Here is a 25,310-nt window from a genome sequence, read left to right on the forward strand (position 1 = left end):
CGCCAATTAAGCGGCGCCCTGCTCAAGTTCGACATTCAGACCGAGCGACTTCAGTTCCTTGATCAGAACGTTGAAGCTCTCAGGAATACCGGCCTCGAAGTCATCCTGCTCACGCACGATCGCCTCATAAACCTTGGTACGGCCGGACACGTCATCCGACTTCACCGTCAGCATTTCCTGCAGCGTATATGCTGCGCCATACGCCTCAAGTGCCCACACTTCCATCTCACCGAAGCGCTGACCACCGAACTGCGCCTTACCACCCAGCGGCTGCTGCGTAACAAGCGAGTAAGGACCGATCGAACGTGCATGGATCTTGTCGTCGACAAGGTGATGCAGCTTCAGCATGTAGATGTAGCCAACTGTCGTCTTACGCTCGAACAGCTCGCCTGTACGACCATCGATCAGCTGGGACTGGCCAGACTTATCAACGCCAGCCTTCTCCAGCATGTTTTCGATATCAGGGATAGAAGCCCCATCGAAAACAGGCGTAGCAATCGGCAGGCCCTTGCGGAGGTTATTGGCCAGCTCAACAAGCTGCTCGTTAGGAAGCGTTGCCACATCCGTCTCGAACACTTCGTCGCCATAGACATCACGCAGGCGATCAAGCAGTTCCTGCTTACGCTCGCCAGACCGCTGATACTCGTCGACCATTTCCCCGATGCTTGCGCCAATATTGGCACAGGCCCAACCCAGATGGGTTTCAAGGATCTGACCGATGTTCATACGAGACGGCACACCCAGCGGGTTCAGAACGATATCAACCGCCTGACCGTTCTCCAGGAACGGCATGTCCTCGACTGGCACAACGCGGGAAACAACACCCTTGTTACCATGACGACCGGCCATCTTATCACCAGGCTGAAGCTTACGCTTCACAGCAACGAAGACCTTGACCATCTTCATCACGCCAGGCGGCAGTTCATCGCCACGCTGAAGCTTCTCGACCTTGTTCTCAAAGCGAGAGTTAATGAGGCGAACAGCTTCGTCGAACTCTGAACGCAGGGTCTCAAGCTCAGCGGTGACTTCGTCGGAAGCAACCGTAACGTTCCGCCATGCAGCGCGAGGATGCTCATCAAGCACCTCTACTGTGATCGGCGTTCCTGCACGAATGCCCTTGAAGCCTGCTCCTGCAACTTCACCAACCAGACGCTCACGCAAACGGTTGTGGAAGCTACGCTCCTGAATGGAACGCTCGTCGTCACGGTCCTTCGTCAGACGCTCGATTTCAGCGCGTTCGATGGCCATGGCACGTTCGTCCTTGTCCACGCCGCGGCGTGAGAAGACACGAACGTCAACGATCGTTCCGGTCGTTCCAGGTGGAAGCTTCAGAGACGTGTCACGAACGTCAGAAGCCTTTTCACCAAAGATGGCCCGCAGAAGCTTCTCTTCTGGCGTCATCGGGCTTTCGCCCTTTGGTGTCACCTTACCAACAAGAATGTCGCCCGGATTAACCTCCGCGCCGACATAAACAATGCCAGCCTCGTCAAGGTTACGAAGAGCTTCTTCGCCAACGTTAGGAATGTCGCGCGTAATTTCTTCCTGACCCAGCTTCGTATCACGAGCCATGACTTCGAATTCCTCGATATGAATCGAGGTGAACACGTCATCACGAGCAATACGCTCAGAAATCAGGATGGAGTCTTCGAAGTTGTAACCGTTCCAAGGCATGAACGCGACGAGCACGTTACGACCCAGAGCCAGTTCACCCAGTTCCGTGGACGGACCATCAGCAATGATGTCGCCAGCATGAACCGTATCGCCAACCTTCACCAGCGGGCGCTGGTTGATGCACGTCGACTGGTTCGAACGCATGTACTTGCGAAGGCGATAGATGTCGACGCCCTGAGTTGCACCGGCATCGTCGGTCGCGCGGACAACGATACGAGCACCATCGATCTGGTCGATAATACCGTCACGCTTGGCTACGATTGTTGCACCAGAGTCACGTGCAACAGCTGCTTCCATGCCCGTACCAACCAGTGGGGCATCAGCCTTCACCAGCGGAACGGCCTGACGCTGCATGTTCGCACCCATCAGGGCGCGGTTCGCGTCATCGTTCTCAAGAAACGGAATGAGAGCTGCCGCAACAGACACAAGCTGCTTCGGTGACACGTCGCAAGCCGTAACCTGCTCAGGCGGAACAACGCGGAAGTCGCCAGACTTACGAACCGAGACCAGTTCGTCCGTCAGATGGCCGTCGGCGCTCTGCTTCGCATCGGCCTGTGCAACAACAAGCTTCTCTTCTTCCATGGCGGAAAGATATTTCCAACCATCCTGCAGAATACCGTCCTTCACAAGACGATACGGTGTCTCAATGAAGCCGTACTTGTTAACCTTGGCATAGGTCGAAAGCGAGTTGATCAGACCAATGTTCGGGCCTTCAGGCGTTTCAATTGGGCAGATACGACCGTAATGCGTCGGATGGACGTCACGAACTTCAAAGCCCGCACGTTCACGGGTTAGACCGCCCGGGCCAAGCGCCGAAAGACGGCGCTTATGCGTCACTTCGGAAAGCGGGTTTGTCTGATCCATGAACTGGCTCAGCTGCGACGATCCGAAGAACTCACGTACGGCAGCAGCCGCCGGCTTGGCGTTAATCAGATCATGCGGCATGACCGTGTCGATGTCGACGGAGCCCATACGCTCGCGGATGGCACGCTCCATACGAAGCAAGCCAACGCGATACTGGTTTTCCATCAGTTCGCCGACAGAGCGAACGCGACGGTTACCAAGGTTATCGATATCGTCGATCTGGCCACGACCATCCTTCAGATCGCACATGATCTTGATGGTACGCAGGATATCTTCCTTGCGCAGAACGCGCAGGGTGTCCGGAGCGTCTACATCAAGACGCATGTTCATCTTGACACGACCAACAGACGAAAGGTCGTAGCGATCCTGGTCAAAGAACAGACCGCGGAACATCGCTTCAGCGGTTTCCTTGGTCGGCGGCTCGCCTGGACGCATGATACGATAGATATCGATCAGCGCTTCATCACGGCTCGTGTTCTTGTCAACTGAGAGCGTGTTGCGGATCCAAGGACCATGCGAACCATCGATGGAAAGCGTCGGAAGCTCTGTAATTCCAAGCTCTTCAAGTGCTGCCAGACGGTCTTCCGTCAGCTCTTCACCCGCTTCGCCGTAAATTTCGCCGGTGTTCTCGTTAACAAGATCATGGGCAAGGTAGCAGCCAAGAACGTCAAGACGCCCGACCTGGACCACACGGGTCTTTTCAGCGATCTTGCGAACCATGCGCGCTGTCAGCTTGGCATCGGCTTCAGCAACAACTTCACCGGTGTCAGCGTCAACCAAGGGGCTCAGCAGTTTCTGGCCGCGGAACGCATCGGGCTCGAACGGACGTGCCCAACCATCACCCATACGGGTAAAGGTGACCATGTCGTAGAAGTAGGACAGGATTTCATCCTGATCCATACCCCGGATGTCTAGACCTTCGACATCGCCGCCTTCTGCAATCTTCTCTTCGCGCTGGGCGATATAGTTCGCGCCCTCAAGAGCATAAAGCAGCGTCGTAACCGGAAGCTTACGCTTGCGATCGATACGGACGTAAATCAGGTCCTTTGCATCGAATTCGAAGTCCAGCCACGAACCGCGATACGGAATCACACGGGCAGCAAAAAGATACTTGCCCGAAGAATGCGTCTTGCCCTTATCATGATCGAAGAAGACGCCCGGGCTACGATGCATCTGAGAAACGATGACACGCTCGGTACCATTGATAATGAAGGTGCCGTTATTGGTCATGAGCGGCATGTCGCCCATGTAAACCGGCTGTTCCTTCAGATCATGAATGGAGCGTGAACCTGTGTCTTCATCGATATCCCAAGTCGTAAGACGGAGGATAACCTTCAGCGGGGCTGCAAATGTCAGACCGCGCTGAATGCACTCTTCGACGTCATACTTCGGCTCTTCGAACTCGTAAGACACGAAGTCCAGACGACCGCGACCAGCAAAGTCATTGATTGGAAAAACCGAACGGAAGACTTCCTGCAGACCGGAGTTCTGACGGCTGTCAGGACTCACGTTCATTTGCAGGAACGCTTCGTAGGACGCGCGCTGCACATCGATCAGATTGGGCATCGGCGCAATTTCGGGAATGCGCCCGAAGCTTTTGCGGATCCTCTTGCGTCCCGTGAACGATTTGGTGATCGCGTTCATCTATCTTGCCCTCTGCACCAGACCTTCGAGTCGCCCGGGATTTCATTGTCAGACGAACGCCTGACACGACACGGACGACCGGAACGACCGGCTTTCAGTAATTTCAATACGTAGCGAGCCGCGTATTATACTCTTATTTCCACCAACGGCAAATCGGGCGGGAACCGCATGCGATCCCCGCCCTATCCGTCTGCTTTCGCAGAGGCCGCCCCTCAGAGAGGAAACGACCCGATCAAGTTGATTACTTGATTTCGACCTTGGCGCCGTTGTCTTCCAGGGTCTTCTTGATCTTCTCGGCTTCGTCCTTGGACACGCCTTCCTTGACGGTCTTCGGTGCGCCTTCAACCAGGTCCTTAGCTTCCTTCAGACCCAGACCCGTGATGCCACGGATTTCCTTAATCACGTTGATCTTCTTGTCGCCAGCAGCGGCCAGAACAACGGTGAACTCGGTCTGCTCTTCAGCAGGAGCTGCAGCAGCAGCCGGGCCAGCAGCAACAGCTACTGGAGCAGCAGCGGAAACGCCCCACTTCTCTTCGAGAAGCTTGGAAAGCTCAGCAGCTTCGAGAACGGTAAGAGCGGATAGCTCTTCAACAATCTTTGCCAGATCGGCCATGGTCTTATCCTACGTGATGCACTGTTTGATTGGGTTCAAATCTACGCCGCAGCGTTGATTTTACTCTTAGGCGGCTTCGCCGGTCTTGGCATAGGCGCCGAAGACGCGAGCAAGCTGGCCTGCCGGAGCCTGAACAACACCTGCGATACGCGTAGCGGGGGTCTGAATCATACCCACCAGCTTCGCACGCAGTTCGTCCAGAGACGGCAGCTCGGCAAGTGTCTTGATTCCAGCGACGTCAAGCGTCTGGGAACCAAGGGAGCCACCGAGCACTACAAGCTTGTCATTCGTCTTGGCGAACTCGACGATCACCTTTGCAACTGCAACCGGATCTTCAGACCAGGCCAGGGCCGTCGGCCCCTTGAGCAGCGGCGCGATGCCGTCGAATTGGGTCCCATCCAGAGCGCGGCTGGCCAGCCGGTTCTTCGCAACCTTATATGTCGCACCTGCCGCACGAATGCGTCGACGCAGCTCCGTCACATCAGCAACCGTCAGACCCTTATTCTGGGTGACGACAACCATGGACGTGCTGTTGAACACATCGGCGAGGAACTCGACAAAGGCCCGCTTTTCCGTACGGTCCAAAACCTGTCTCCTCGTCAGTCCGGAACGATCCGGACCAAGTTACCCATGGGATACCCCCGTTTCCGGAAAATACCCCGCTCGCCTGTCCACAGAAGTGAGCGAACCCAGTGCATCCTGGCAAAGCCATTGAAACACTGGCGCCCCGCCTGACGCTCGCCACTCCACGAAAGGAGCATTTAAAGCACTAGAGGTGCTACGTGCGGTCTTGGACAGGTTTGGAAGCAATTCGCGAGCGAATTACCCCTACGCCACCATGCCGAAACATGGCGTCATTCCTTGTTGAGGGCTTTCTACAGAAAGCCCTCAATTCAATCAAGCCTCGAAGGAGGACACGTCAACGCGGACGCCCGGACCCATCGTGGAAGACAGCGCTGCCTTCTTCATGTAGGTACCCTTAGCGCCAGACGGACGAGCCTTCTGAACGGCATCGACCAGAGCCTTGATGTTCTCGACCAGCTTGGCTTCATCGAAAGAAGCCTTACCAACGCCAGCGTGGATGATACCGGCTTTTTCAGCGCGATACTCAACCTGACCGGACTTGGCAGCCGTGATCGCACCCTTGACGTCCATCGTTACCGTGCCAAGACGCGGGTTCGGCATCAGGCCACGCGGACCAAGAACCTTACCGAGACGACCAACGAGAGCCATCATGTCAGGCGTTGCAATGCAGCGGTCGAAAGCGATTTCACCAGCCTGGATCTTTTCAGCCAGGTCTTCTGCACCAACAACTTCTGCACCAGCTGCGAGAGCTTCTTCAGCCTTGGCGCCACGTGCGAACACGCCAACGCGAAGTGTCTTGCCCGTGCCGTTCGGCAGGGAAATCAGACCACGAACCATCTGATCAGCATGACGCGGGTCAATACCAAGGTTCAGGGAGATTTCGATGGTCTCATCGAACTTTGCCTTGGCGTTGCTCTTCACCAGAGCAACAGCTTCGGAAAGGGCATATGGCTTGTTGCGCTCGACAGTAGCCTGCGCAGCATTCAGACGCTTGTTCTTGGCCATGATATCAGCCCTCCACCACGTTCAGGCCCATCGACTTCGCGGAGCCTGCGAGCATACGCACAGCGCCATCGAGATCGTTGGCGTTCATGTCCTTGAACTTCGTTTCAGCAATCTCGCGAAGCTGAGACGTCGTCACGGAACCAACAGCCGCAGCCTTACCAACCGTCTGGCTGCCCTTGGAAATCTTGGCGGCCTTCAGAAGGAAGTACGTGTTCGGCGGGGTCTTCGTGATGAAGGAGAACGTACGGTCTGCATACGCGGTGATAACCACCGGGATCGGCATACCTGGCTCAAGCTGCTGCGTCTTCGCGTTGAACTCTTTGCAGAACTGCATGATGTTCAGGCCGCGCTGACCCAGTGCCGGACCTACCGGCGGAGACGGGTTGGCTTTACCAGCCGGGATCTGAAGCTTGATGTAGCCAACAACTTTTTTGGCCATATCCGGGACTCCCCTGTTTGTCGTTCCCGAACCGCGGTGACAACGGAGTCGGACACAGCCGCCCCCTCCCGCGTTCGAAGTGAGGCGGTCCCCTAGACTGGTTTAGCCTAGTGCGTCAACCCTCCGCGGACATTTTTCGTCCCTTTGTCTCCGCTTAGATCGTTGTCAGCTGCAGACTCATGGGCATCAATTCCCGCCACAGGTGCCGGCTTGTGCAATCCTTCATACTGGAACGCACCAAACGGATCGATCTGCTTCACACCTGGAAGCTCACTGACATTCCATCCGCCGCCCAGAGAGCGCACAAGACGGACTGTCGCCTGTATCTGTGACGTCTGCGTCTGAACCAGCCCCAGCCGTGCCTGAAGCGCATCCTGCTGCGCCACGAGAGCATCCAGGTAATTCGACAATCCGCCTGTGTAGAGCGCCATGGTCATGCTCTGCGTCCGCAGTGCGGCCTCAACAGCTTTCTGCTGCTGGTCCTGAGCAATTTTGTATTGCCCGCTCTGGGTCAGACCGTTTTCCACGTCCTGAAACGCCGACAGGACAACGCCGCGATAGTCATCAACTGAAGCCCGATATTGAGACCACGCCCGCTGCAAGGCCGCACGCCGTAGTCCACCCGTAAATGCTGGCTCCACAGCTTGAACTGCAATTTTCCAGAATGCACGGGAGACACTGGCAAGATCAAACCCGCCATCCTCAAAGCCCCCATCCGCGCTCAACGTAATATGCGGATAGAACGCTGCGCGTGATATGCCAATCGCCCGGGAGGCTGCGGCCATATGTCGTTCAGCTGATGCAATATCCGGACGCCGCTCCAGCAGGGACGACGGAAAGCCCGGATTTACCTTCACGACACCAAACCGCATCTTCACGTCGCGGACTGGCGCAATATGGAAACCCGCAGGCGCTGTATTCAGCAACACGGCGATCGCATTTTCCATTACTCTGCGGTCTGCAACCAGAGTGCTCTGAGCGGCCATGGCTGAAAACAGCTGATTCTGGGCACGCGAAACGTCAAGCCCGGCACCAATGGCCCCAGCCTGACGCAGCTCCGTAATTTCTACTGCGGCCTTGAAGTAATGGATTGAGTCTTCATAAACCGCATTCTGGGCATCAAGCCCTCGCAACGCGATATAATCGCTGGCGAGCTCCGCCTCCAGACTCAGCTTGGCTGAGGCATATTCTGCGGCCGTCGCCTGAGCGAGATTTTTCTCCATCCGTGTCGAGTTACGGATGGAGTCCCAGAAATCGGGCTCCCAGGTTGCAGCACCACTATAAGCCTGATTTGACTCATAGACGAGCGATGAACTGGTTCTCGGGTTGTTATACAACCGCCCCACCGAGCCCTTGTTATAGCTCATATGAGCTGCACCGGTGAGCTGCGGATAGAGCTTGCTCTCCGCCTCGCGCGCGACGTCCCGGGCTTGGGTAAAGGCTTCTGCGGCGGCTTGCAGGTCCGGATTGACCTGCAGCATCCGCGTTTCCATCTCGTTCAGGATCGGGTCCTTGAACATCGTCCACCAGTCACTGCGGAGCGCATCATCCGCAGGACGGGCGTTGCCCATGACCCCCTTCCCTTCCCAGCCTTCCGGATAGAGGAATTTCTGGGGATGGTACTCTGGCGCCAGGTTGCAGGACGCCAGACCGATGGACAGGACACCAGCCAAAGCTGTCGCCACATGACGGCGGGGCCTGGAGAAATATCCGCGCTTGCGATCAGTCAATCTCATCAACGGGATCCAGCCTCATCCGGATTGGCATCATGCGAACGCACAGATTTCTGGTCCTCTTCCTGCTGAGCCTTGGTCGGAATGTTATAGCCCGGTGTCGTTGGCACAACACGAACCTCATCCCCTTCCAGCAGATCAGCGGTCGGGTTGGCAATAAGCTGGTCATCCTTCGTCACACCACTCAGGATCTGCACAGTCGTCCCAAAGTTGATGCCAACGGTCACGCTGACCAGATGGACATGTCCGTTGATAACTTTGGCAACCTGCATTCCCTGGGCCCGGAAAATGATAGCGCCCTCGGGAAGAATCAAAATGTCCGGATTTCCGGGAGCAGCGATATGAGCCGTTGCGTAGGAATTCGGCCAGAGAAGATTGTCCTCATTCCCGATCGTCAGCTCTGTCGTCACAGTTCGCGTAGACGCATTGAACGCGTTTGCCGTTGCCAGGAACGTGGCACGGAAGCGGCGCCCTGGATACTGAGGAACAGACAGATCAGCCGTAATTTTAGGCGAAATAACGCTCGCAAAATCCTGCGGAACAGAGACGAAAACGCGCATCCGATGAACATCTGCCACCGAAAACAGCTCTGAGGCTGTTCCGCGCGAATTCACGTTTCCACCCCCTGCATTCACATAGTCACCGACGTTCACCAGACGTGACGTCACGATTCCATCGAATGGAGCGACAATTTTTTTGAAATCTTCCAGCGCCTGAAACCGCTCGACTTCATGCTCGGCAGCTTCCAACTCAGCTTTCTGTGCCGCTGCATTTGCAGCCTGCACGTCCACTTCCTGCCGGGACACAGCCTGCGTCCCCTTCAGAGCGGTCCAGCGCTGCGTCGTGATAACGGCCAGGTTATAGCGCGCCAGTTTTACGTTATATTGCGCCTTGGCCGCCTGGAACTGGGCATCAATGCTTGGCGTATTGATTTCAGCCAGAACATCGCCACGCTTCACATGCGCGCCGTAGTCCTTGTACCACATTTTCACATAGCCGGAGACCTGAGCGTAGATCGGCGCTTCATACCAGGCTGCCAGATTGGCAGGCAGATCTACCTGACGCGTTTTCGGCCCAGGCTGCGGAGAAATCAGCGTTACCGGCGGAATGGCCGCTTCTTCAGTCACACCGCTGAGCGAATGATAGTGCACGCCTCTTTCAACGATACCCCAGGCAGCCAGCACAATGGCAACCACCACGACACCAAGAAGAATCAGTCTGTTCCGCACGGGTGATCCACTTTCCTGTCGGTTTCCCTGAGGCGTCTGCCCCTGTTGTGTCGGGTGGGTCACGCGCGGTCTCCTTCAGGCCTAGCAGGCCGCTTGTAATGCATTAAGGCAAAGACACAGGGAACGAACAGCAACGTTGCCACTGTTGCGATGAGCAGGCCACCAATCACGGCCTTACCCAGCGGAGCGTTCGAGGAATTACTGATCGACATCGGAATCATGCCGATCATCATGGCAAGCGCTGTCATCAGAACCGGGCGGATACGCTCATATCCCGCCTCCAGAGACGCCAACAGAACATCACCGTGGTGATCCAGCCGCTCTCGCGCAAACGAGACAACAAGAATGGCGTTCGCGGTAGCCGTTCCCATACACATGATCGCACCAGTCAATGCCGGCACAGACAATGGCGTGTGGGTCAGGAACAGGCTCCAGGAAATACCACCAAGCGCACCCGGCAACGCCGTGATGATCACGAACGGATCAAGCCAGGACTGAAAATTCACCACGATGATCAGGTAAACAAGAACAATGGACAGGGCGAGGCCGCCAATCAGCTGCACATAGGCATCATTCATGGTCACAGCCTGACCGCGCACCACAAGGGTTGATCCGTGCGGCAGGTCTTTACGCTCTCCATCAACGACGCGGTTCACCGCCCGAGACAGAGTGCCAAGGTCCGTACCCTCTGGCGCTGCGTAAATATCGAAGACCGGCATGATGTTGTAATGTGAGATTTCCGCAGGCGTACCGGTCTGAACCAGTTCGCTCAGGGCACCCAGCATCTGCGGGTTCTGGTTGGTCGGGTTGCCGTCGCCCTTGTCGATTGGAACAATTTCCAGATCATTCATGGTCTGAAGATAGTTCGCAGGTGTCTGCACATCGATAAGCTGAGACGTCCCCTGAGCATTCAGGTAGTAGGTCTGCCCCACCTGCGCACTACCAGACAGCGTGACGAGAGCATTCAACGCAACGTCCCGCTGTGTAATGCCCGTTCCCAATGCAAAGCTTCGACGGTTGTTGATCAGCAACGTTGGCTGGGTCATCGGCTGCTGAACGGATACGTCCGTGATACCCGGAATATGGCGCAGTTTCTTGGCCAGATGCGTTGCAAAGGCAAAGTTGTTCTGCAGATCACGACCCGAAATCTGAACGTCAATCGGCGCTGGCAGACCGAAGTTCAGGATTTTGGCGGTCATGTCGCCCGGCTGGAACGTGAAGATTGTTCCAGGAAACGCATCTATCAGACCCTTACGGACTTTCTGACGGTATTCCGGGATAGGGCTTTCATCATTCTTGAGCTGGATCGTGATGTCACAATCCTGCGCACCGGTTGTCGGTGACGGCACCATGGCCTGGTTCAACTGACTGAACGGCAAGCCACAGTTATTGACGACATTCTCGACCTGACCCGGCAGGATCTGCCGCAGGCGCTTTTCTGCCAGCCCGGCAATCTTACCCGTCTCTTCAATACGCGTACCAACCGGTGCGCGCATATGCATCTGAAGCGTACCGGATTTGATTTCCGGGAAGAAATCCTGCCCGACGAACAACAGCAGGGCCATGGACGCCACAGCCGCCAGAAGGAACATGGCAACAAACCGGCCGCGAATGGCGATAAGGCCAGACAGGATACCTTTGTAATGCTCGCGGAAGCTCGTAAACCGGGCTTCAAAGCCTCTCTGGAACCTGCCGAAAAAGCCTGGCTTACGATGATGCCACTCCGGATCGCGGTGCATCTTCACCTGCGCCGGAAGCAGCCAGTTCGCCATTGTCGGGACGAGGGTTCGTGAGAGAATGAAGGACGCAATCATCGCGAAGATGATGGCCTCGGCCATCGGCATGAAGAGCCAGCCGGAAACGCCCGTCAACTCGAAAAGCGGCAGCCAGACGATACAGATACAGGTTGTCGACACGAATGTCGGGATGACGATCTGATTGGCCGCATCAATGATGGCGTCTTCAAGCTCTTTTCCCATCTCAAGATGGGCATCGATATTCTCAATCATGACGGTCGCGTCATCGACAAGAATACCGACAGCCAGAGCAAGACCACCCAATGTCATGACGTTAATCGACTGCCCCGCAATACTGAGGCCGATCAACGAACAGAGCATGGCCAGCGGAATGGACGTCGCAACGATGACGGTAGAGCGCCAGGAACCAAGGAAGAGCAGAACTGTCAAACTGGTCAGGATCGCAGCGGTGATCATCTCACGCACCACGTCGAAAACCGACTCTTTCACGAAGCCTGACGCGTCCGTCAGTACGTTCAGAGTAGTGCCCGCCGGCAATGTAGCCTTGATCTGAGGCAGAAGCGCCTTCACGCCCGCGACGACAGAGAGGGTCGAGGCATCACCACTTTTCAGAATGACAATCAGAACGGCCTGCTGTCCCTTCACCAGAACAGCGTTGATCTGAGGAGGCCCTCCTCGATGCACCCACGCGACATCTCGCAGGTAGATAACGGAGTTCCCCACCTGCTTGATGGGCATTTTGTTGAAGACCGAGAGATCAAGCGGGGTCGAGTTGGTCTTCACCATCCAGTCAATGGAACCGACCTTCTGATCACCAGCCGGCAGAACAATGTTCTGCCGGTTCAGCGCATTCGCAACGTCCTCAGGTGAAAGACGGTGAGCCTGAAGTTTGATCGGGTCGATATCGACCATGATGTCCGGCGCAAGACCACCATATGGATTCGGAATGGCCGCACCCGCGACCGGCACAAGCGCCGGGCGAATCAGGTTGGACGCCATGTTGTAGATTTCCGACCCGGACATGGTCGAATTGTTGACCTGCAACGTCAGAACCGGGACGGAAGATGCATCGAGCGCGATAATCAACGGCGGCGTCGCCCCAGTCGGCATCTGCTTGATAACCGTCTGGGAAACAGACGTAATCTGGGTTTGCGCAACCGCAGTATTCGTCCCTGGCTGGAAGAAAACCTTGACGATGCCACGACCGTAGTAAGACGAACTTTCAATATGCTCGATATTACTGACAGTCGCCGTAAGAGACCGTTCGTAATAATAAACAATACGGCCCGACATATCGTCTGGCATAAGCCCAGTATAGGACCAGACAATCGCAACAATAGGGATCTTGATTGAAGGAAAAACGTCCGTCGGTGTCGAAACAATCGCCCTGACCCCGAAAATCAGGATCATGATTGAAAGAACAACGAACGTATAAGGCCGCTTGAGGGCCGTTACGACGATGGCATTCATGCGTCTGCGATGCTCCCGTTCCTTGATGATCGGAGCTGCGCGATTACGTCAGTCTTTTTCAGTCTCAACGGGCGTCCCCTTTAAATTGAGACAAGTCATACCGGACACAGGAAGTGCGACAAGCAAAATTGAATTTAAGAAAGACCGGATTCAGGCATGAAACAGAAATGTCATGTAATACTGGCGCTACGCTCAGAGCCACTCCACCCTGAAAAATGGATCGTAAATACTGATCCTGCCAGTTCCTGATTGGGCCGGAACGCACTGATTTTCAGCGTTGCCCCATGCAAATGCAGAATTGCAGATACAAGACTCAAACCAAGACCACTTCCCGGAATGTGACGACTTTTGTCTGAACGGTAGAATCGCCCCAATACGGCGCCCCGCTCTTCTTCCGCAATCCCGATGCCCGTGTCATGCACCTGAAGCCAGGCGCAGCCCTGCTCGTCCTGCCCGACCATCAACCCAACATCCCCGCCTGGAGGCGTAAACTTGATGGCATTGTCCACAAGATTCGCCAGAACCTCATTCAGGAGATCCATATCTCCATACAGTGGGATTGCGCGATCCGCCCCTTCGACAGTTAGTGCCAGTCCACCAGCCTCGGCAATCGGCTCATAGAGATCTGCAATACCCGCAACCAGTTCCGACAGATCCATTGTTGTGAAACCTGCCTGCCGACGCCCGTTCTCGATTTCGCCGATACGCAGCAGTGCCGTAATCACCGAAAAGCACTGATCCAGATCCTGCGTGGCCCGTAGGATAATGGACTTGAGGTGAGCAGGATCATCTGACGATGAGAGTGCCCGCTCCAACCGCGCCCGCACACGGGCCAGCGGGGTCCGAAGATCGTGCGCAATATCGTTGCCAACACCCCGAATTTCATCGAGCAGATGCTCAAGCCGATCCAGCATCCGGTTCACGGCGCCTGCAAGACGCTCGATATCATCCCATTCGCGCCCGGCGGGCAAACGCTCATGCAGATCGCCCGCCATGATCCGTTCAATGGCCTGCCGCATCTCCTTGACCCGCGCCAAGGCCCGATGACTGAGAAACAATCCCGCCAGCAGCGCAAACAGCACCATTGGCACCAGTGAAATCAACGCAGCCCGCTTGATAATGTACCGGAGCTCATCCGCCATATGCATGGAGCGGGCAAGGACCAGAATCCGATCGCCTGCTCCGCCACCCGGCCCCGGAACCTCTATCGCCAGATATCGCATCTCATAAGGCGTATCCCCCGGAGGCGCGACCTTGAGCCGACGCGTCCGGTTAGACACCTCCAACCCTTCAGGCCAGCGCCGAATGTCACCAACAATGCGATTGTGATTCAGGTCGAACAGGCCAGCACCATTCAGAATGACGCGCAAATCCGTCTTGCTTCGTTCCCGAACTTCGTCCTCCAAACGCTCAGGCGTTTCCTGAACGAGCAGAGCTGCCTCACGCCGGAGCAGATCGCTGGAACGGGCGCTTTCGTAACCGTTCATCTGGGCATAGACGAGAAGGAACTGCATCGTGATGCCGCCGATCATCGCCACCACGAATGCCAGTGTCAGCCGGAACGTGGCCGTCCGGAAAATGTCAGTCCGATACACGCAGACTGAACCCCGCGCCCCGGATGCTATGGATCAGCGGCGTTTCGCCCTGAAGATCAATCTTCCTGCGCAATTTACCGATATGCACGTCCACCAGATTGGTCTGTGGAACAAAACGATAGTTCCAGACATCCTCCAGCAGCATCGTTCGGGTCAGAACCGTGCCGGGACGACGCATCATATATTCCAGAAGGCGGAACTCACGCGGTAGAAGCTCGACGTCCCGGCCATTGCGAGACACCTTGCGCTCAATCAGGTCCATCTCGAGCGGACCAACACGCAGAACCGTTACACGGCTATCCGTAGGACGCCGCAGCAAAGCCTCCAATCGGGCAGCAAGCTCCTCCATGGCGAACGGCTTTGTAAGGTAGTCGTCACCGCCAGCCTTCAGGCCATTCACACGGTCATCAACTGCGGACAATGCGGAAAGAACCAGAACAGGAAGTGTGATCTTCTGGCGGCGAAGGGCCTCGATAACACTCAGGCCGTCCATCTCAGGCAACATACGATCAACGACCATCAGGTCGTATTGACCGGACTGCGCTGCTTCGAGGCCCAGAATGCCGTTATCGACCCACGTCACATCATAACCGCGCGTCTTCAGTTCTTCGGAGACTTCCGACGCAATACTTTCATCGTCCTCAATCAGCAGGAGACGAATGACAGGCTCAATCGGGCGGGAGACCGCCTCGTGCTCAGGTACGGGCATCATGCTCATAACTGTCACATGCGGGAATATATCCTGTCATCCAATTAAAATCAGTCTTAAGCTTCCAGACTATCAATCTCGTCCTGCTCCTCATCCATTTTATCAATACCATCCAGTGATCTCAGGCGACGCCCAAGAACACGGGTCCGGCGGCGCGCCTCTTCGATCGTGTTTCCCATCGTACCGGCATTTCGCTGCAACCGTTCAAGAACCTGATCCATCCGAAGCATTTCCTGCCGTGTCGCGCCTAACAGCCTGGCAATGGTTTCTGTCCGCTCTTCCAGCGCGAGCGTCACATAACCGAGATGAACCGTACGCAGCATGGCAGGTAGCAATGACGGTCCCATGACAATCACCCGATACAACCGCCCGATTTCATCAATAACGCCAGGCATCCGGGCAATTTCGGTATAAAGACCGTCCGTCGGCAGATACAGGACGGCGAATTCGACCGTGACAGGTGGCCGAATATACTTGGACGCGATCTTGCGCGCCTCGAATTTGATCGCCGTTTCAAGCTCGCGCCTTGCAGCCTTTTCAGCCGATGCATCCGAAAGCTCTGATGCATTCAAAAGACGCTCGTAAGCCTCCGTGGGAAATTTGCTGTCAATCGCCAGCCGAGGGGCGACATGCCCTTTCACAGGCATGCGAATGGCAAACTCTACCGACTCTCCGCTGTCTCCCAGTCGGAAGTTGGTGTCATAGCTCCCTTCCGGAAGAATATCGTCCAGAATAGCCCGGCACTGTGCCTCGCCCCAGCCACCGCGCGTCTTGACGTTCGAGAACAGACGCTTGAGGTCCCCGATCTGGGCTGTAACGCTTGTGACCTCACCGAGAGCTTTCTGCATTGCACTGAACTGCTCAACCACGCGTTGAAAGCTGGTCTGCATCTGCTTTTCGACAGCACCGTGCAACTGTTCATTTACGGCCAGGCGGATCCGCTCGATCTGCTCGTTCTGACTTTGTGCCATGTCACGCAACGCATCAGAGAGCAGAACACGCCCTTCTGCCTGATCCTGCCCAACACGACGCGCCAGATCACCAAGTTTTTCGCTGGTTTCAAGCCGAAGAGCATCCATCCGACCGGACAGGACACGCTCAACCTCGGCCAAGTGTGCCCGCTGATAGTCCGCATCCCGCGCACGCTCATCGGCTTCACGGTCCAGAAGGCGGGCGACCTCCCCGCTATTCCCACGCAATAATGCCAGTGCAGCTACCACGAGAGCCGCTGCTGCAATAATCCATGGAACGAACTGCACCATACCGGAACTCCCATCCTGCATGGCGCGGTTCTAGCCCCTTAGAAGCTCATGTCCAATCCTGGCAGCCTCAGGGCTGATGGATGTTGCCGTAGCTTGCAGCGCCCAGTCCCGGGCAGGAACAGGAGGTGCCCAAAGGAACCTGAGTTGGCATCTTGCAGGTGTAGATCCCGGCCTTGCAGGTATAGCCATACCCGGCGACCGGCGCTGACGGGTTAACAGGGCCCGGCGCGGCCGTTCCGACGCATGCACCCAATCCAAGGAATGAAAGGCCTGCAACAGCACGCAGGACTGAACGGCGAATAGAACCAGACATCAACATGACCCTCTCAAAACAATTCATGTGAGCGCAAAACGGATCTTCCGCTCATCAGTTGCGGGAATCCTATGCCGATATGGCAATCCTGTGGCGCCCCAGCCTATACACGAGCAGCAGCAGCCTGCCCTGCAGCAACACCGCTGGACCAGGCCCACTGGAAATTGTGGCCACCGAGCCATCCCGTGACATCCACTGCTTCACCAATCGCATACAGCCCCGGGACGTCCCGCACTTCCATTGTCTGGGACGAAAGACCGCTCGTATCGATCCCTCCGCGCATAACTTCGGCCTTCGCGTACCCTTCCGTTCCAGAAGGACGGACCTCCCATCGGGACAGACGTTCTGCGAGCGCTTTGATATTCTTGTCCGGCTGATTGGCCAGCATGACGTCTCCAAGCCCGGCAGCCAGTTCTTTCGCCAGACGCGCAGGAAGTGCTTCAAGCAGGCTGGGAGGAAGCGCGCGCGGCCGTGCCTTCTTGATCGCCAGCAAAACCTCCAACGCATTTCGCCCCGGCATCAGGTCAATATGAGCCGTGCTGCCTGCCTCAAGATAAGAGGAAATCTGGAGGATGGCTGGGCCTGACAGCCCACGATGGGTGAAAACCATCCCGTCGGCAAAGCGAGGCCCTTTTTTCCCGCAAGTTGTCACGACATCCAGTGACACCCCCGCCAGAGAAGGGTCAGCATCATCCAGGACTAACGGCACCAAAGCGGGAGCGGTCGGGACAATCTTCAAACCGAAGGATCGTGCGATCCGAAGGGAAAGGTCAGTAGCGCCCAGCTTGGGAATAGACAGACCGCCGGTTGCCAAAATCACAGAACGGCTTCGAACATCCCCGGCATCCGTGCGAACGACAAAGCCATCCGCATCGGCCTCGACATCTGTGATCCGGGTCTCCATCCGCGCTTCACAACCAGCATCCTGACATTCAGACACCAGCATATCCACGATCTGACGGGCAGACCCATCGCAGAATAACTGCCCCTTGGCCTTCTCGTGCCAGGCAATCTGATAGCGATCCACCAACTTCACGAAATCACGCGGCGTGTACCGTGCCAGCGCCGAGCGCGCAAAATGCTTGTTCTGGGACAGGAAACAGTTCGGCCCCGTCTCCAGATGCGTGAAGTTACAGCGTCCACCGCCCGAAATCAGGATCTTGCGTCCGGGTTCGGACCCATGATCCAGAACCAGTACACGCGCACCACCACGTCCCGCTGTTGCAGCAGTCATGAGGCCAGCCGCACCAGCCCCAAGGACCACCACATCAAATGTCACGGACAGCTCCCGCTCAGAAATCCAGATTCGCATAATGACCGGGCGGCGTGATGCCACTCATCCGGTCAGTCAGAAGGCCGCGGAAACACGGGCGAGACTTCACCCGAGCATACCAGTCCTTGGCGGCCGGCGCTTTTGCCCAGTTCACATCCCCAATGAAGTCCAGCGCCGAGAGATGCGCAGCAGCAGCAAAGTCAGCCATCGAAATGGACGGCCCCGCAAGCCAGGACCGCGTTTCTGCCAGCCAGCCGATATAGTCCAGATGGAAGCGCATGTTGCCGTAACCGGCCCGCAGGGCGTTTCCGTCTGGGTGACCACGGCCATACAACCGCTTGTCAACTTTCTCGCCCAACAGGTTGCGGGTCACTTCCTGCCCGAAACGGGTCTCAAACCAGTCCATCAATCGACGGACTTCGACACGTTCGGCAAGCGTACGGCCAAGCAGGGGTGTATCCGGATAGGCTTCATCCAGATATTCGCAGATGACGCGGGCGCCGGGTACGGCAAGCCCGTTCTCTTCAACAAGAACCGGAACCTCACCAGCAGGGTTCAGAGCGAGGAATTCCTCGCGCTGTTCCCACACCCGTTCGATCACGAGTTCACAGGGCAGTCTCTTCTCGCCAAGCACAAGCCGAACAAGACGGCATTGCGGGGAGAGTGGAAGGTGATGCAGGATACGCATTCTTCATGTTCTAAGTCAGCCATTACGCGCTCACAAGAGCCTCCGTCATTGCTTCCATACAGGGCCAACGAATTTTCCGATGTCAGACACCGCATCCGCTTCTCACGCCTCCTCCCCGATGCGCATCCGTGCCCGCGGCCGCTCTTTTCTGGCGCTGGTCCTGTCACCGGAGGCTCCCCTGAACCTCTGGCTGGCCGGCCTGGATCAGCAGGTCGTCCGTTCGGGCGGCCTTTTCAGCGGAAAGCCAGTGATTCTCGACCTCGGACTTCTCTCGGAGGAAACACCGGGCCTGCCAACCCTTCTGGAAGACATCCGCAGCCGTGGGGTGCGGGTTATCAGCATTGAAGGTGGTGATCGTTCATGGCCAGCTGTCGCAGGGTGGGACTGGCCTGCTTCCTTCGAAGGCGGCCGCCCTTCCGGCGAAGTGGAGCTTCCCGATCAAGGGGCCGCAGCAGATGCCACAGCCGTCGCGGCGCCCGCAGGCGGTCAAACGCTGATCCTCGACGGTGCCATCCGCTCAGGACAGTGCATCCAGCACATGCAGGGCGACGTGATCATTATCGGCTCCGTTTCATCAGGAGCCGAGATCGTTGCAGCAGGTTCTATCCACGTTTACGGTTCGTTACGTGGGCGCGCGATTGCCGGTGTCGGCGGCAAGTCTGAAGCGCGAATTTTTGCGTCCAGAATGGAGGCCGAACTCCTTGCTCTGGATGGCTTTTACGCCGTTACGGAAGACATTGACGCTGCGATTTTTGGCCAGCCCGCACAGGTCCTTCTGGATGAGGACCGGGTCCGCGTTTTGCCTCTTCCGCGCTGATCCGGAGGCGGGAACTGCAAGAAAGTGACCTCATGCCACGAAACAGCCCTTATTCCCGTGTTGCCGTAAGGCTTTACTATCCCATAGGATAAGGCATCAGGCGCGGGTTCCGCACAACGGGCGGCATTACGTCACAGAAGCAGTTTTTGGAGTATTCATGGCCAAGGTTCTGGTTGTCACCTCAGGCAAAGGTGGCGTCGGCAAGACGACATCGACCGCCGCTCTCGGCGCCGCACTCGCGCAGAGCGGCCAGAACGTCGTTGTGGTGGATTTTGACGTTGGCCTGCGTAACCTTGATCTGGTGATGGGTGCAGAACGTCGCGTTGTGTTTGACCTCATCAACGTGGTGCAGGGCGACGCAAGACTGTCCCAGGCTCTGATCCGCGATAAGCGCTGCGAAACCCTGTCCATTCTTCCGGCCTCCCAGACGCGCGACAAAGACGCGCTGACGTCAGAAGGCGTAGCCCGCGTCATGGAAGAACTTCGCGAGAAGTTTGACTGGGTTATCTGTGACAGCCCGGCCGGCATTGAACGCGGTGCGCAACTCGCCATGTACCATGCTGACGCTGCGGTCATCGTGACGAACCCTGAAGTCAGCTCCGTACGTGACTCAGACCGCATTATCGGCTTGCTGGATAGCAAAACCGAAAAGGCCGAACGCGGCGAGAAGATTGAAAAGCACCTTCTCATCACGCGTTATGACCCGATCCGCGCTGCCCGCAAGGAAATGCTGAGCGTTGAAGACGTTCTGGAAATCCTGTCCATCCCGCTGGTTGGTATTGTTCCGGAAAGCGATGATGTTCTGAAGGCGTCCAACGTTGGCGCTCCTGTCACCCTATCCTCTCCGGAAAGCCTCCCGGCGCGCGCCTATTTCGAAGCCGCACGTCGTCTGGCTGGTGAGAAGATTGAAGTTTCAGTCCCGGTCGAGAAGCGTGGCTTCTTTGACTGGCTCCTTGGCAAGAAGGGTGCGGCATGAGCTTCCTCGCAAACCTCTTCGCAAAACGTCAGCAGACGTCCAGTAGCGCTGTCGCACGGGATCGCCTCCAGATTCTTCTCGCCCACGAACGTGGCGCAGGTGAAGAAGGCGAGTCAGACCTAATCAAGCAGCTTCACAAAGAAATCATGGAAGTCATCGCACGCCACGTCGCCGTCGATCAGGACAAGGTCAAGATCAAGCTTGACCGCGGCAGCGGCTGTTCGATGCTCGAAATTGATGTCGAAGTTCCTCAGGAACTCAACAAAAAACGAGCATCCTGATTTAAAGCCGGGCCGATCATTTTGGCTCGGCCCTTTTTTCTCCTAGCGGCGTTCAGGCCGCGTCAAAGACGGAATACGCGCCATGAGCGGCTTTTTCGGTAACATCGTGAATCAGGCAATGGGCGCTCTCGGCGGCCAACTCGGCGATAAGCTGGGCGGTAGCTTTGGGGACATGCTCAAAGGCGAAGGCCTGAACATGCTCATCGCACAGGCCAAGAGCGCAGGCCTTGATGAAAAGATCCATTCCTGGATTGGCAATGGCGAGAACCTGCCCATCACCACGGATGAACTCCGCAATCTGCTGACGAACGAGCAGATCCAGATGATTGTCTCAAAGACAGGTCTTCCGGCAGCAACCATTCTTCCGGCTATTGCCCAGTTGCTTCCTGCCGCAGTGGACAAGCACACAACAGAAGACCAACTGCCACCGCAGCAGACAGCCTGAAGGCCTCAAGCCCGAAAAAGCCCTCGATCCAGTCCTCTGGTCGAGGGCTTTTTTCGTTTTTAATCCCCCGGTGTCCCGGCTTTGGCGGGCGCCCCCTCGGGCAGGGCATTGTAGGCTTCCGGCTCTTCAATCGGGAACCTGACCAGCAGATAGGGCGGAACGCGCCGGTCTTTGCCTTCATTGAAAGACGCCAGCCGGTTCCACTGACCAAACGTGCAGTACACATAATTGTCGGATGCAAAAATGCCATCCGGCGAAAGAGCGCGCGGGTCCCGGAGCATCATCTTGAAACTGCCATCCGGATCACGTCGCAAGATACAGTCGTGCTCGTAGTTGGTCGTGTAAAGGCGATCATGCCGGTCGAAGTCGAGGCCATCAGCCACCCCTTTCTCACCTTCATCCCTGATTGCTGGCTCAAGCTTTGCATCATCCGAAGAGACATCTGCGAGCAGAGCAACAGGCAAGCTATAAAGACGGCGACTTGTCAGAGGCGAGAAGTACAGACGCTGCTCGTCCTTTGTGATGGCGATACCATCCACACCACCTGAAACAAGCTGAGGCTTGCCGGGAATGTATCGGCGGGGCTCGCCCTCCACGATTGCCAGAAAGCCCTGTTCCGCCAGAATGGCCTTGCTTTGCGTCAGGACACGACGCGCCTGCCCCGTCGCGACATCCACCACCACAAGTCCCGGCTTCGTCCCGAATGAAGAATCCGTCACGAACACTGTGCCTTGCGCTCCATGAGACAAGGACACACGCAGATCATTCATATGACTGTCCGGCAAAAGTGCCGGCGCTTTCAGGATAATCCTGTGAACAATCGTGCTGGTCTGTGGATCGATACAAATGATCTTGGCGGCACCAAGCGCTAGCGGGTGACCGGCTCTTTTGCCATCATCGATTGCCCAGATCCGGCCCTTTGCATCCAGCGTCATGCCATGAACGGACACAAGGCAATCCGCGGCCGAGCGGCTGCTGGGCATACTTTCCTCGACCGAAGGATAAGGAACCACCCTTCCCTTCACAAGCTCACCCAGTGTCGCCCCCTTATGGTCAACCGCATGCCGTGGAAAACCAACGAATATGCGACCATCTGGCAGAACCACGACGCCCGAAGGCCCTGGTCCATCAAACTGGGCCACCACTTCGAATACACCGGAAGGGCCTGTTCCCCGGTCTTCATTTCCATCAGCCCAAGCTGATTGGGGCACGAGAGAGGATGCAGCGAGAGAGGCGGGCGCGACAGAAGCCGCGCGCAGAAAATGACGACGCTTCACTGTTCAAGCTCCAAGTGGTCAGTCAAACAGCAACGCCCCAACTGAGGGAATGAAGCAACACCAGGACACAATTTTCGGGAATGTTATCAAACTGTAAGAAATTACGTTGACCAAAACGATACACGACACCAGATTGTCGAATTCTCCATACACTCTCGTGAGATCGTTAAATCGTGGCTGTACGCTTTTCTTCCCGACATCTGGGCCTCCTTGGTACCACACTTCTTGGCTCCTCTCTCATGATGCCGGTTGCAGGACTATGCGCAGCCGTCCCGACAACGGATAACGATCACAAGAAGACCAAGAGCCAAGCAGTCCGCAATGCTTCCCCCGCACACGCCAAAGACGTCTCCGGCGGCACTGAAGCTGTAATTGTCACGGGAACGCGTGAGTTCGGCAAAAAAGCACGGGATTCCATTTCCCCGATCGACGTCGTCTCGAATCGTCAGATCACGTCCACAGGTCAGCCGACGCTTCGCGACGCCCTCTCCCTGTTGCTACCGTCCCTGACAGTCCCGACAGCAGGTTTCGACGCTGGCGCCCTGACGGACACGATTGCCCTGCGCGGTCTGAACCCTAACGAAACCCTTGTGCTCGTAGATGGAAAGCGCCGTCATACGACAGCCAACATTTATGCCGATCCGGGACCGTCTCAGGGCGCAACCCCGGTTGATATCGACATGCTGCCCATGTCCATGATCGACCACATCGAAGTTCTGCGTGACGGCGCATCAGCCCAGTACGGCTCCGACGCGATCGCTGGCGTGGTGAACATCATCACCAAGAAGCAGGACCACGGCCTGAGCATGCGCTCTAACACGGGGATCACCAGTGAAGGTGACGGCTTCCAGCAGGGCGTATATCTGGATGGCGGCTTCAATCTGAATAACCGCGGCTATGTGCATATCGGCGGCGATTTCGTGCATCAGGACCACGCGTTCCGGTCCGGTAAAGACAATCGTACCAACCAGTATACCAACCAGGTGCTGAGCCAGCCCGAACAGACACGTGAGAGCGTCGCCATCACTGCAGGTTACGACATCACCGAGACTGTTCAGGCCTATGCCAGTGCCACCTATGCCCATCGGCATGCGGAATCCTACCAGAACTATCGCCTGCCCTCGACCCTGAGCGCCTATCCCGGATACGCCGCAAAATACCCGTATGGCTATTCGCCGATCCTGGGACTGGAAGAGAACGATTACGAACTGACGGCTGGTTTCAAAGGTATGCTGGCTGGCTGGCACTGGGATCTTTCCACAGTGTATGGCCGTGACTTCGATCGCTTTGATGCTCTCAGCACGATTAACAGCGCCGTTTACAAAGCAGACGGACGGACGCCTACGAACTTTTACAATGCGCAGGGATATAACAACTCTCAGTGGACGAGCAGTTTCGATCTGTCCCGGAAGTTCAACTTCTCTTTCTGGCCTCATAGCATCAACGTCGCCGGTGGCGCAGCGTATCGCTATGAATCCTATTCCATGGGCACCGGCTCCGCAGACAGCATTGCGGGCACAGGCGCTGACGGCATTCCCGGGACGACAACTTACAACGCCGGCAATTGGTCCCGTGATGTCGCGTCTGGATACGTCGATATCTCTACCCACTTGATGAAGAACTGGCAGGTCGATCTGGCGGGCCGCGTCGAGCACTATACAGATGTTGGAAACGCCAAAACCGGCAAAGTCTCCACACGCTACGACTTCAGCCCGCGATTTGCTGTTCGCGGAACATTCAGCAGTGGCTTCCATGCCCCGACACTGGCCCAGCAGCATTACTCCGCGCTTGCCGTTTCCCCAACAGCAGCGCGCGGCCTGATTGCAGCCAACTCCACCGGCGCGTTGGCTAACGGCGCTTCACAGATGAAGCCGGAGCAGGCCACAAGCGTCGAAGGCGGCATCATTGTTGAGCCGATCCGTAAGCTTCACGTCACGGTCGACGCCTATCAAATTGATCTGCGTGATCGTATCCAGCCAGGCGGAACGATCTACGGTTCACAGGCGTATAAGGCCCTCTACGCAAACGGCTTCCCACTGCCGTCAGGCTCCGAAAACTGGGGTGCTGGCCAGTTGTCAGCTTACTGGTTCGCGAACGTCGCCACGACCCGCACACAGGGTCTGGACATCAATGCAACTTACCCAAGCGAGTTCGGCCGCTTCGGTCATGTGGACTGGGACGTTGCCATCAACCTGAACCGGACGCGCCTGCGTCACCAGGGTACAACCACCAGCGGTGCAGACCTGCTGACCATCCCCACTCTCGCCTATCTGACGACAGCCTATCCACGCTCCAAGATTATCTTTGGCGGTCGCTGGCACTCGCCCAACAACACATGGGCCGTCGCCATTCATGAAATCCGCTACGGCCAGACGACATCAAACCTGACCTATTACACTGGCCCGAACGCGTTCTCGACAACGAACTATCGTGAGTTCCAGAATGCACCTAAATGGACCACCAATGCGTCTGTAACCTACAACATCAACACCCGCTGGAGTGCGACGATTGGCGGCAACAACATCTTTGCTGCGTACCCCTCCGTCGTGCCAAAGGAAAACCGCTATCTTGGTGCGCCCAAGTATTACATGAGCACCAACCAGCTCGGTATTGCTGGCGGATATTATTATCTGGATGTGTCTGCGCGCTTCTAAGCCAGAACGC

At 56.6% G+C, this 25,310-nt stretch carries 20 protein-coding genes; 5 read left to right on the forward strand and 15 right to left on the reverse strand.

The features are described from left to right. Positions 1-6 precede the first annotated feature (6 nt). The 14 genes from rpoB to JN414_RS09940 all read right to left on the reverse strand — a co-directional run bounded on the left by rpoB (position 7) and on the right by JN414_RS09940 (position 18,850). Positions 7-4,179 (reverse strand): DNA-directed RNA polymerase subunit beta, encoded by a 4,173-nt coding sequence (gene rpoB / locus JN414_RS09875; RefSeq protein WP_064275058.1) that lies wholly within the window; start codon positions 4,177-4,179, stop codon positions 7-9. 241 nt (positions 4,180-4,420) lie between these two features. After that, positions 4,421-4,792: a 50S ribosomal protein L7/L12 gene (gene rplL / locus JN414_RS09880; RefSeq protein ID WP_064275059.1), complete on the reverse strand. Its 372-nt coding sequence runs from the start codon at positions 4,790-4,792 to the stop codon at positions 4,421-4,423. 66 nt (positions 4,793-4,858) lie between these two features. Beyond that, positions 4,859-5,377 (reverse strand): 50S ribosomal protein L10, encoded by a 519-nt coding sequence (gene rplJ / locus JN414_RS09885; RefSeq protein WP_046901171.1) that lies wholly within the window; start codon positions 5,375-5,377, stop codon positions 4,859-4,861. A gap of 312 nt (positions 5,378-5,689) precedes the next feature. Then, positions 5,690-6,382, reverse strand: coding sequence for a 50S ribosomal protein L1 (rplA, locus tag JN414_RS09890; RefSeq protein WP_046901170.1), 693 nt, complete (start codon positions 6,380-6,382; stop codon positions 5,690-5,692). A 4-nt stretch (positions 6,383-6,386) separates the two neighbouring features. Next, entirely contained in the window at positions 6,387-6,821 is a 435-nt protein-coding gene (rplK, locus tag JN414_RS09895; protein ID WP_046901169.1) for a 50S ribosomal protein L11, read from the reverse strand. Positions 6,822-6,928: 107 nt separating this feature from the next. Further along, a complete protein-coding gene (locus JN414_RS09900; protein ID WP_202207717.1) occupies positions 6,929-8,557 on the reverse strand; it encodes an efflux transporter outer membrane subunit in 1,629 nt (542 codons plus the stop codon). Then, positions 8,557-9,783 (reverse strand): efflux RND transporter periplasmic adaptor subunit, encoded by a 1,227-nt coding sequence (locus JN414_RS09905; RefSeq protein WP_046901168.1) that lies wholly within the window; start codon positions 9,781-9,783, stop codon positions 8,557-8,559. The genes JN414_RS09900 and JN414_RS09905 overlap by 1 nt, the downstream gene beginning before the upstream one ends. Before the next feature lie 59 nt (positions 9,784-9,842). Continuing rightward, on the reverse strand, positions 9,843-13,010 hold the full coding sequence (locus tag JN414_RS09910) for an efflux RND transporter permease subunit (protein WP_202207718.1): 3,168 nt from the start codon (positions 13,008-13,010) through the stop codon (positions 9,843-9,845). 170 nt (positions 13,011-13,180) lie between these two features. After that, complete coding sequence (locus JN414_RS09915; protein WP_202207719.1) at positions 13,181-14,605, reverse strand: HAMP domain-containing sensor histidine kinase; 1,425 nt, start codon at positions 14,603-14,605, stop codon at positions 13,181-13,183. Further along, positions 14,592-15,323: a response regulator transcription factor gene (locus JN414_RS09920; protein WP_252347476.1), complete on the reverse strand. Its 732-nt coding sequence runs from the start codon at positions 15,321-15,323 to the stop codon at positions 14,592-14,594. Before JN414_RS09920 ends, JN414_RS09915 begins: the two co-directional genes overlap by 14 nt. A gap of 47 nt (positions 15,324-15,370) precedes the next feature. Then, positions 15,371-16,597, reverse strand: coding sequence for a DNA recombination protein RmuC (locus JN414_RS09925; RefSeq protein ID WP_202207720.1), 1,227 nt, complete (start codon positions 16,595-16,597; stop codon positions 15,371-15,373). Between the two features lie 46 nt (positions 16,598-16,643). Further along, the gene (locus JN414_RS09930) at positions 16,644-16,895 is read right to left on the reverse strand and encodes a hypothetical protein (protein ID WP_237389968.1); all 252 of its coding nucleotides are present in this window, start codon (positions 16,893-16,895) and stop codon (positions 16,644-16,646) included. A 97-nt stretch (positions 16,896-16,992) separates the two neighbouring features. After that, the gene (locus JN414_RS09935) at positions 16,993-18,201 is read right to left on the reverse strand and encodes an NAD(P)/FAD-dependent oxidoreductase (RefSeq protein WP_202207807.1); all 1,209 of its coding nucleotides are present in this window, start codon (positions 18,199-18,201) and stop codon (positions 16,993-16,995) included. Next, a complete protein-coding gene (locus JN414_RS09940; RefSeq protein ID WP_202207722.1) occupies positions 18,182-18,850 on the reverse strand; it encodes a glutathione S-transferase family protein in 669 nt (222 codons plus the stop codon). The genes JN414_RS09935 and JN414_RS09940 overlap by 20 nt, the downstream gene beginning before the upstream one ends. 79 nt (positions 18,851-18,929) lie before the next feature. Here JN414_RS09940 and minC point away from each other — a divergent pair, with 79 nt between their 5' ends. The 4 genes from minC to JN414_RS09960 all read left to right on the forward strand — a co-directional run bounded on the left by minC (position 18,930) and on the right by JN414_RS09960 (position 21,369). Then, positions 18,930-19,667 (forward strand): septum site-determining protein MinC, encoded by a 738-nt coding sequence (minC, locus tag JN414_RS09945; RefSeq protein WP_064275066.1) that lies wholly within the window; start codon positions 18,930-18,932, stop codon positions 19,665-19,667. Between the two features lie 157 nt (positions 19,668-19,824). Beyond that, positions 19,825-20,643 (forward strand): septum site-determining protein MinD, encoded by an 819-nt coding sequence (gene minD / locus JN414_RS09950; RefSeq protein ID WP_046901161.1) that lies wholly within the window; start codon positions 19,825-19,827, stop codon positions 20,641-20,643. Beyond that, positions 20,640-20,924, forward strand: coding sequence for a cell division topological specificity factor MinE (gene minE, locus JN414_RS09955; RefSeq protein ID WP_202207723.1), 285 nt, complete (start codon positions 20,640-20,642; stop codon positions 20,922-20,924). Before minD ends, minE begins: the two co-directional genes overlap by 4 nt. Before the next feature lie 82 nt (positions 20,925-21,006). Continuing rightward, positions 21,007-21,369 (forward strand): YidB family protein, encoded by a 363-nt coding sequence (locus JN414_RS09960; RefSeq protein ID WP_202207724.1) that lies wholly within the window; start codon positions 21,007-21,009, stop codon positions 21,367-21,369. 59 nt (positions 21,370-21,428) lie between these two features. Here JN414_RS09960 and JN414_RS09965 read toward each other — a convergent pair whose 3' ends face one another. Beyond that, entirely contained in the window at positions 21,429-22,646 is a 1,218-nt protein-coding gene (locus tag JN414_RS09965; RefSeq protein WP_202207725.1) for an SMP-30/gluconolactonase/LRE family protein, read from the reverse strand. Positions 22,647-22,819: 173 nt separating this feature from the next. Here JN414_RS09965 and JN414_RS09970 point away from each other — a divergent pair, with 173 nt between their 5' ends. Beyond that, positions 22,820-25,300 carry a TonB-dependent siderophore receptor gene (locus JN414_RS09970; protein ID WP_202207726.1) on the forward strand — a complete coding sequence of 827 codons (2,481 nt, stop codon included), beginning with the start codon at positions 22,820-22,822 and terminating at the stop codon, positions 25,298-25,300. Positions 25,301-25,310: the final 10 nt, after the last annotated feature.

Source organism: Gluconobacter sp. Gdi (genome assembly GCF_014132155.1).
GTDB lineage: Bacteria > Pseudomonadota > Alphaproteobacteria > Acetobacterales > Acetobacteraceae > Gluconobacter.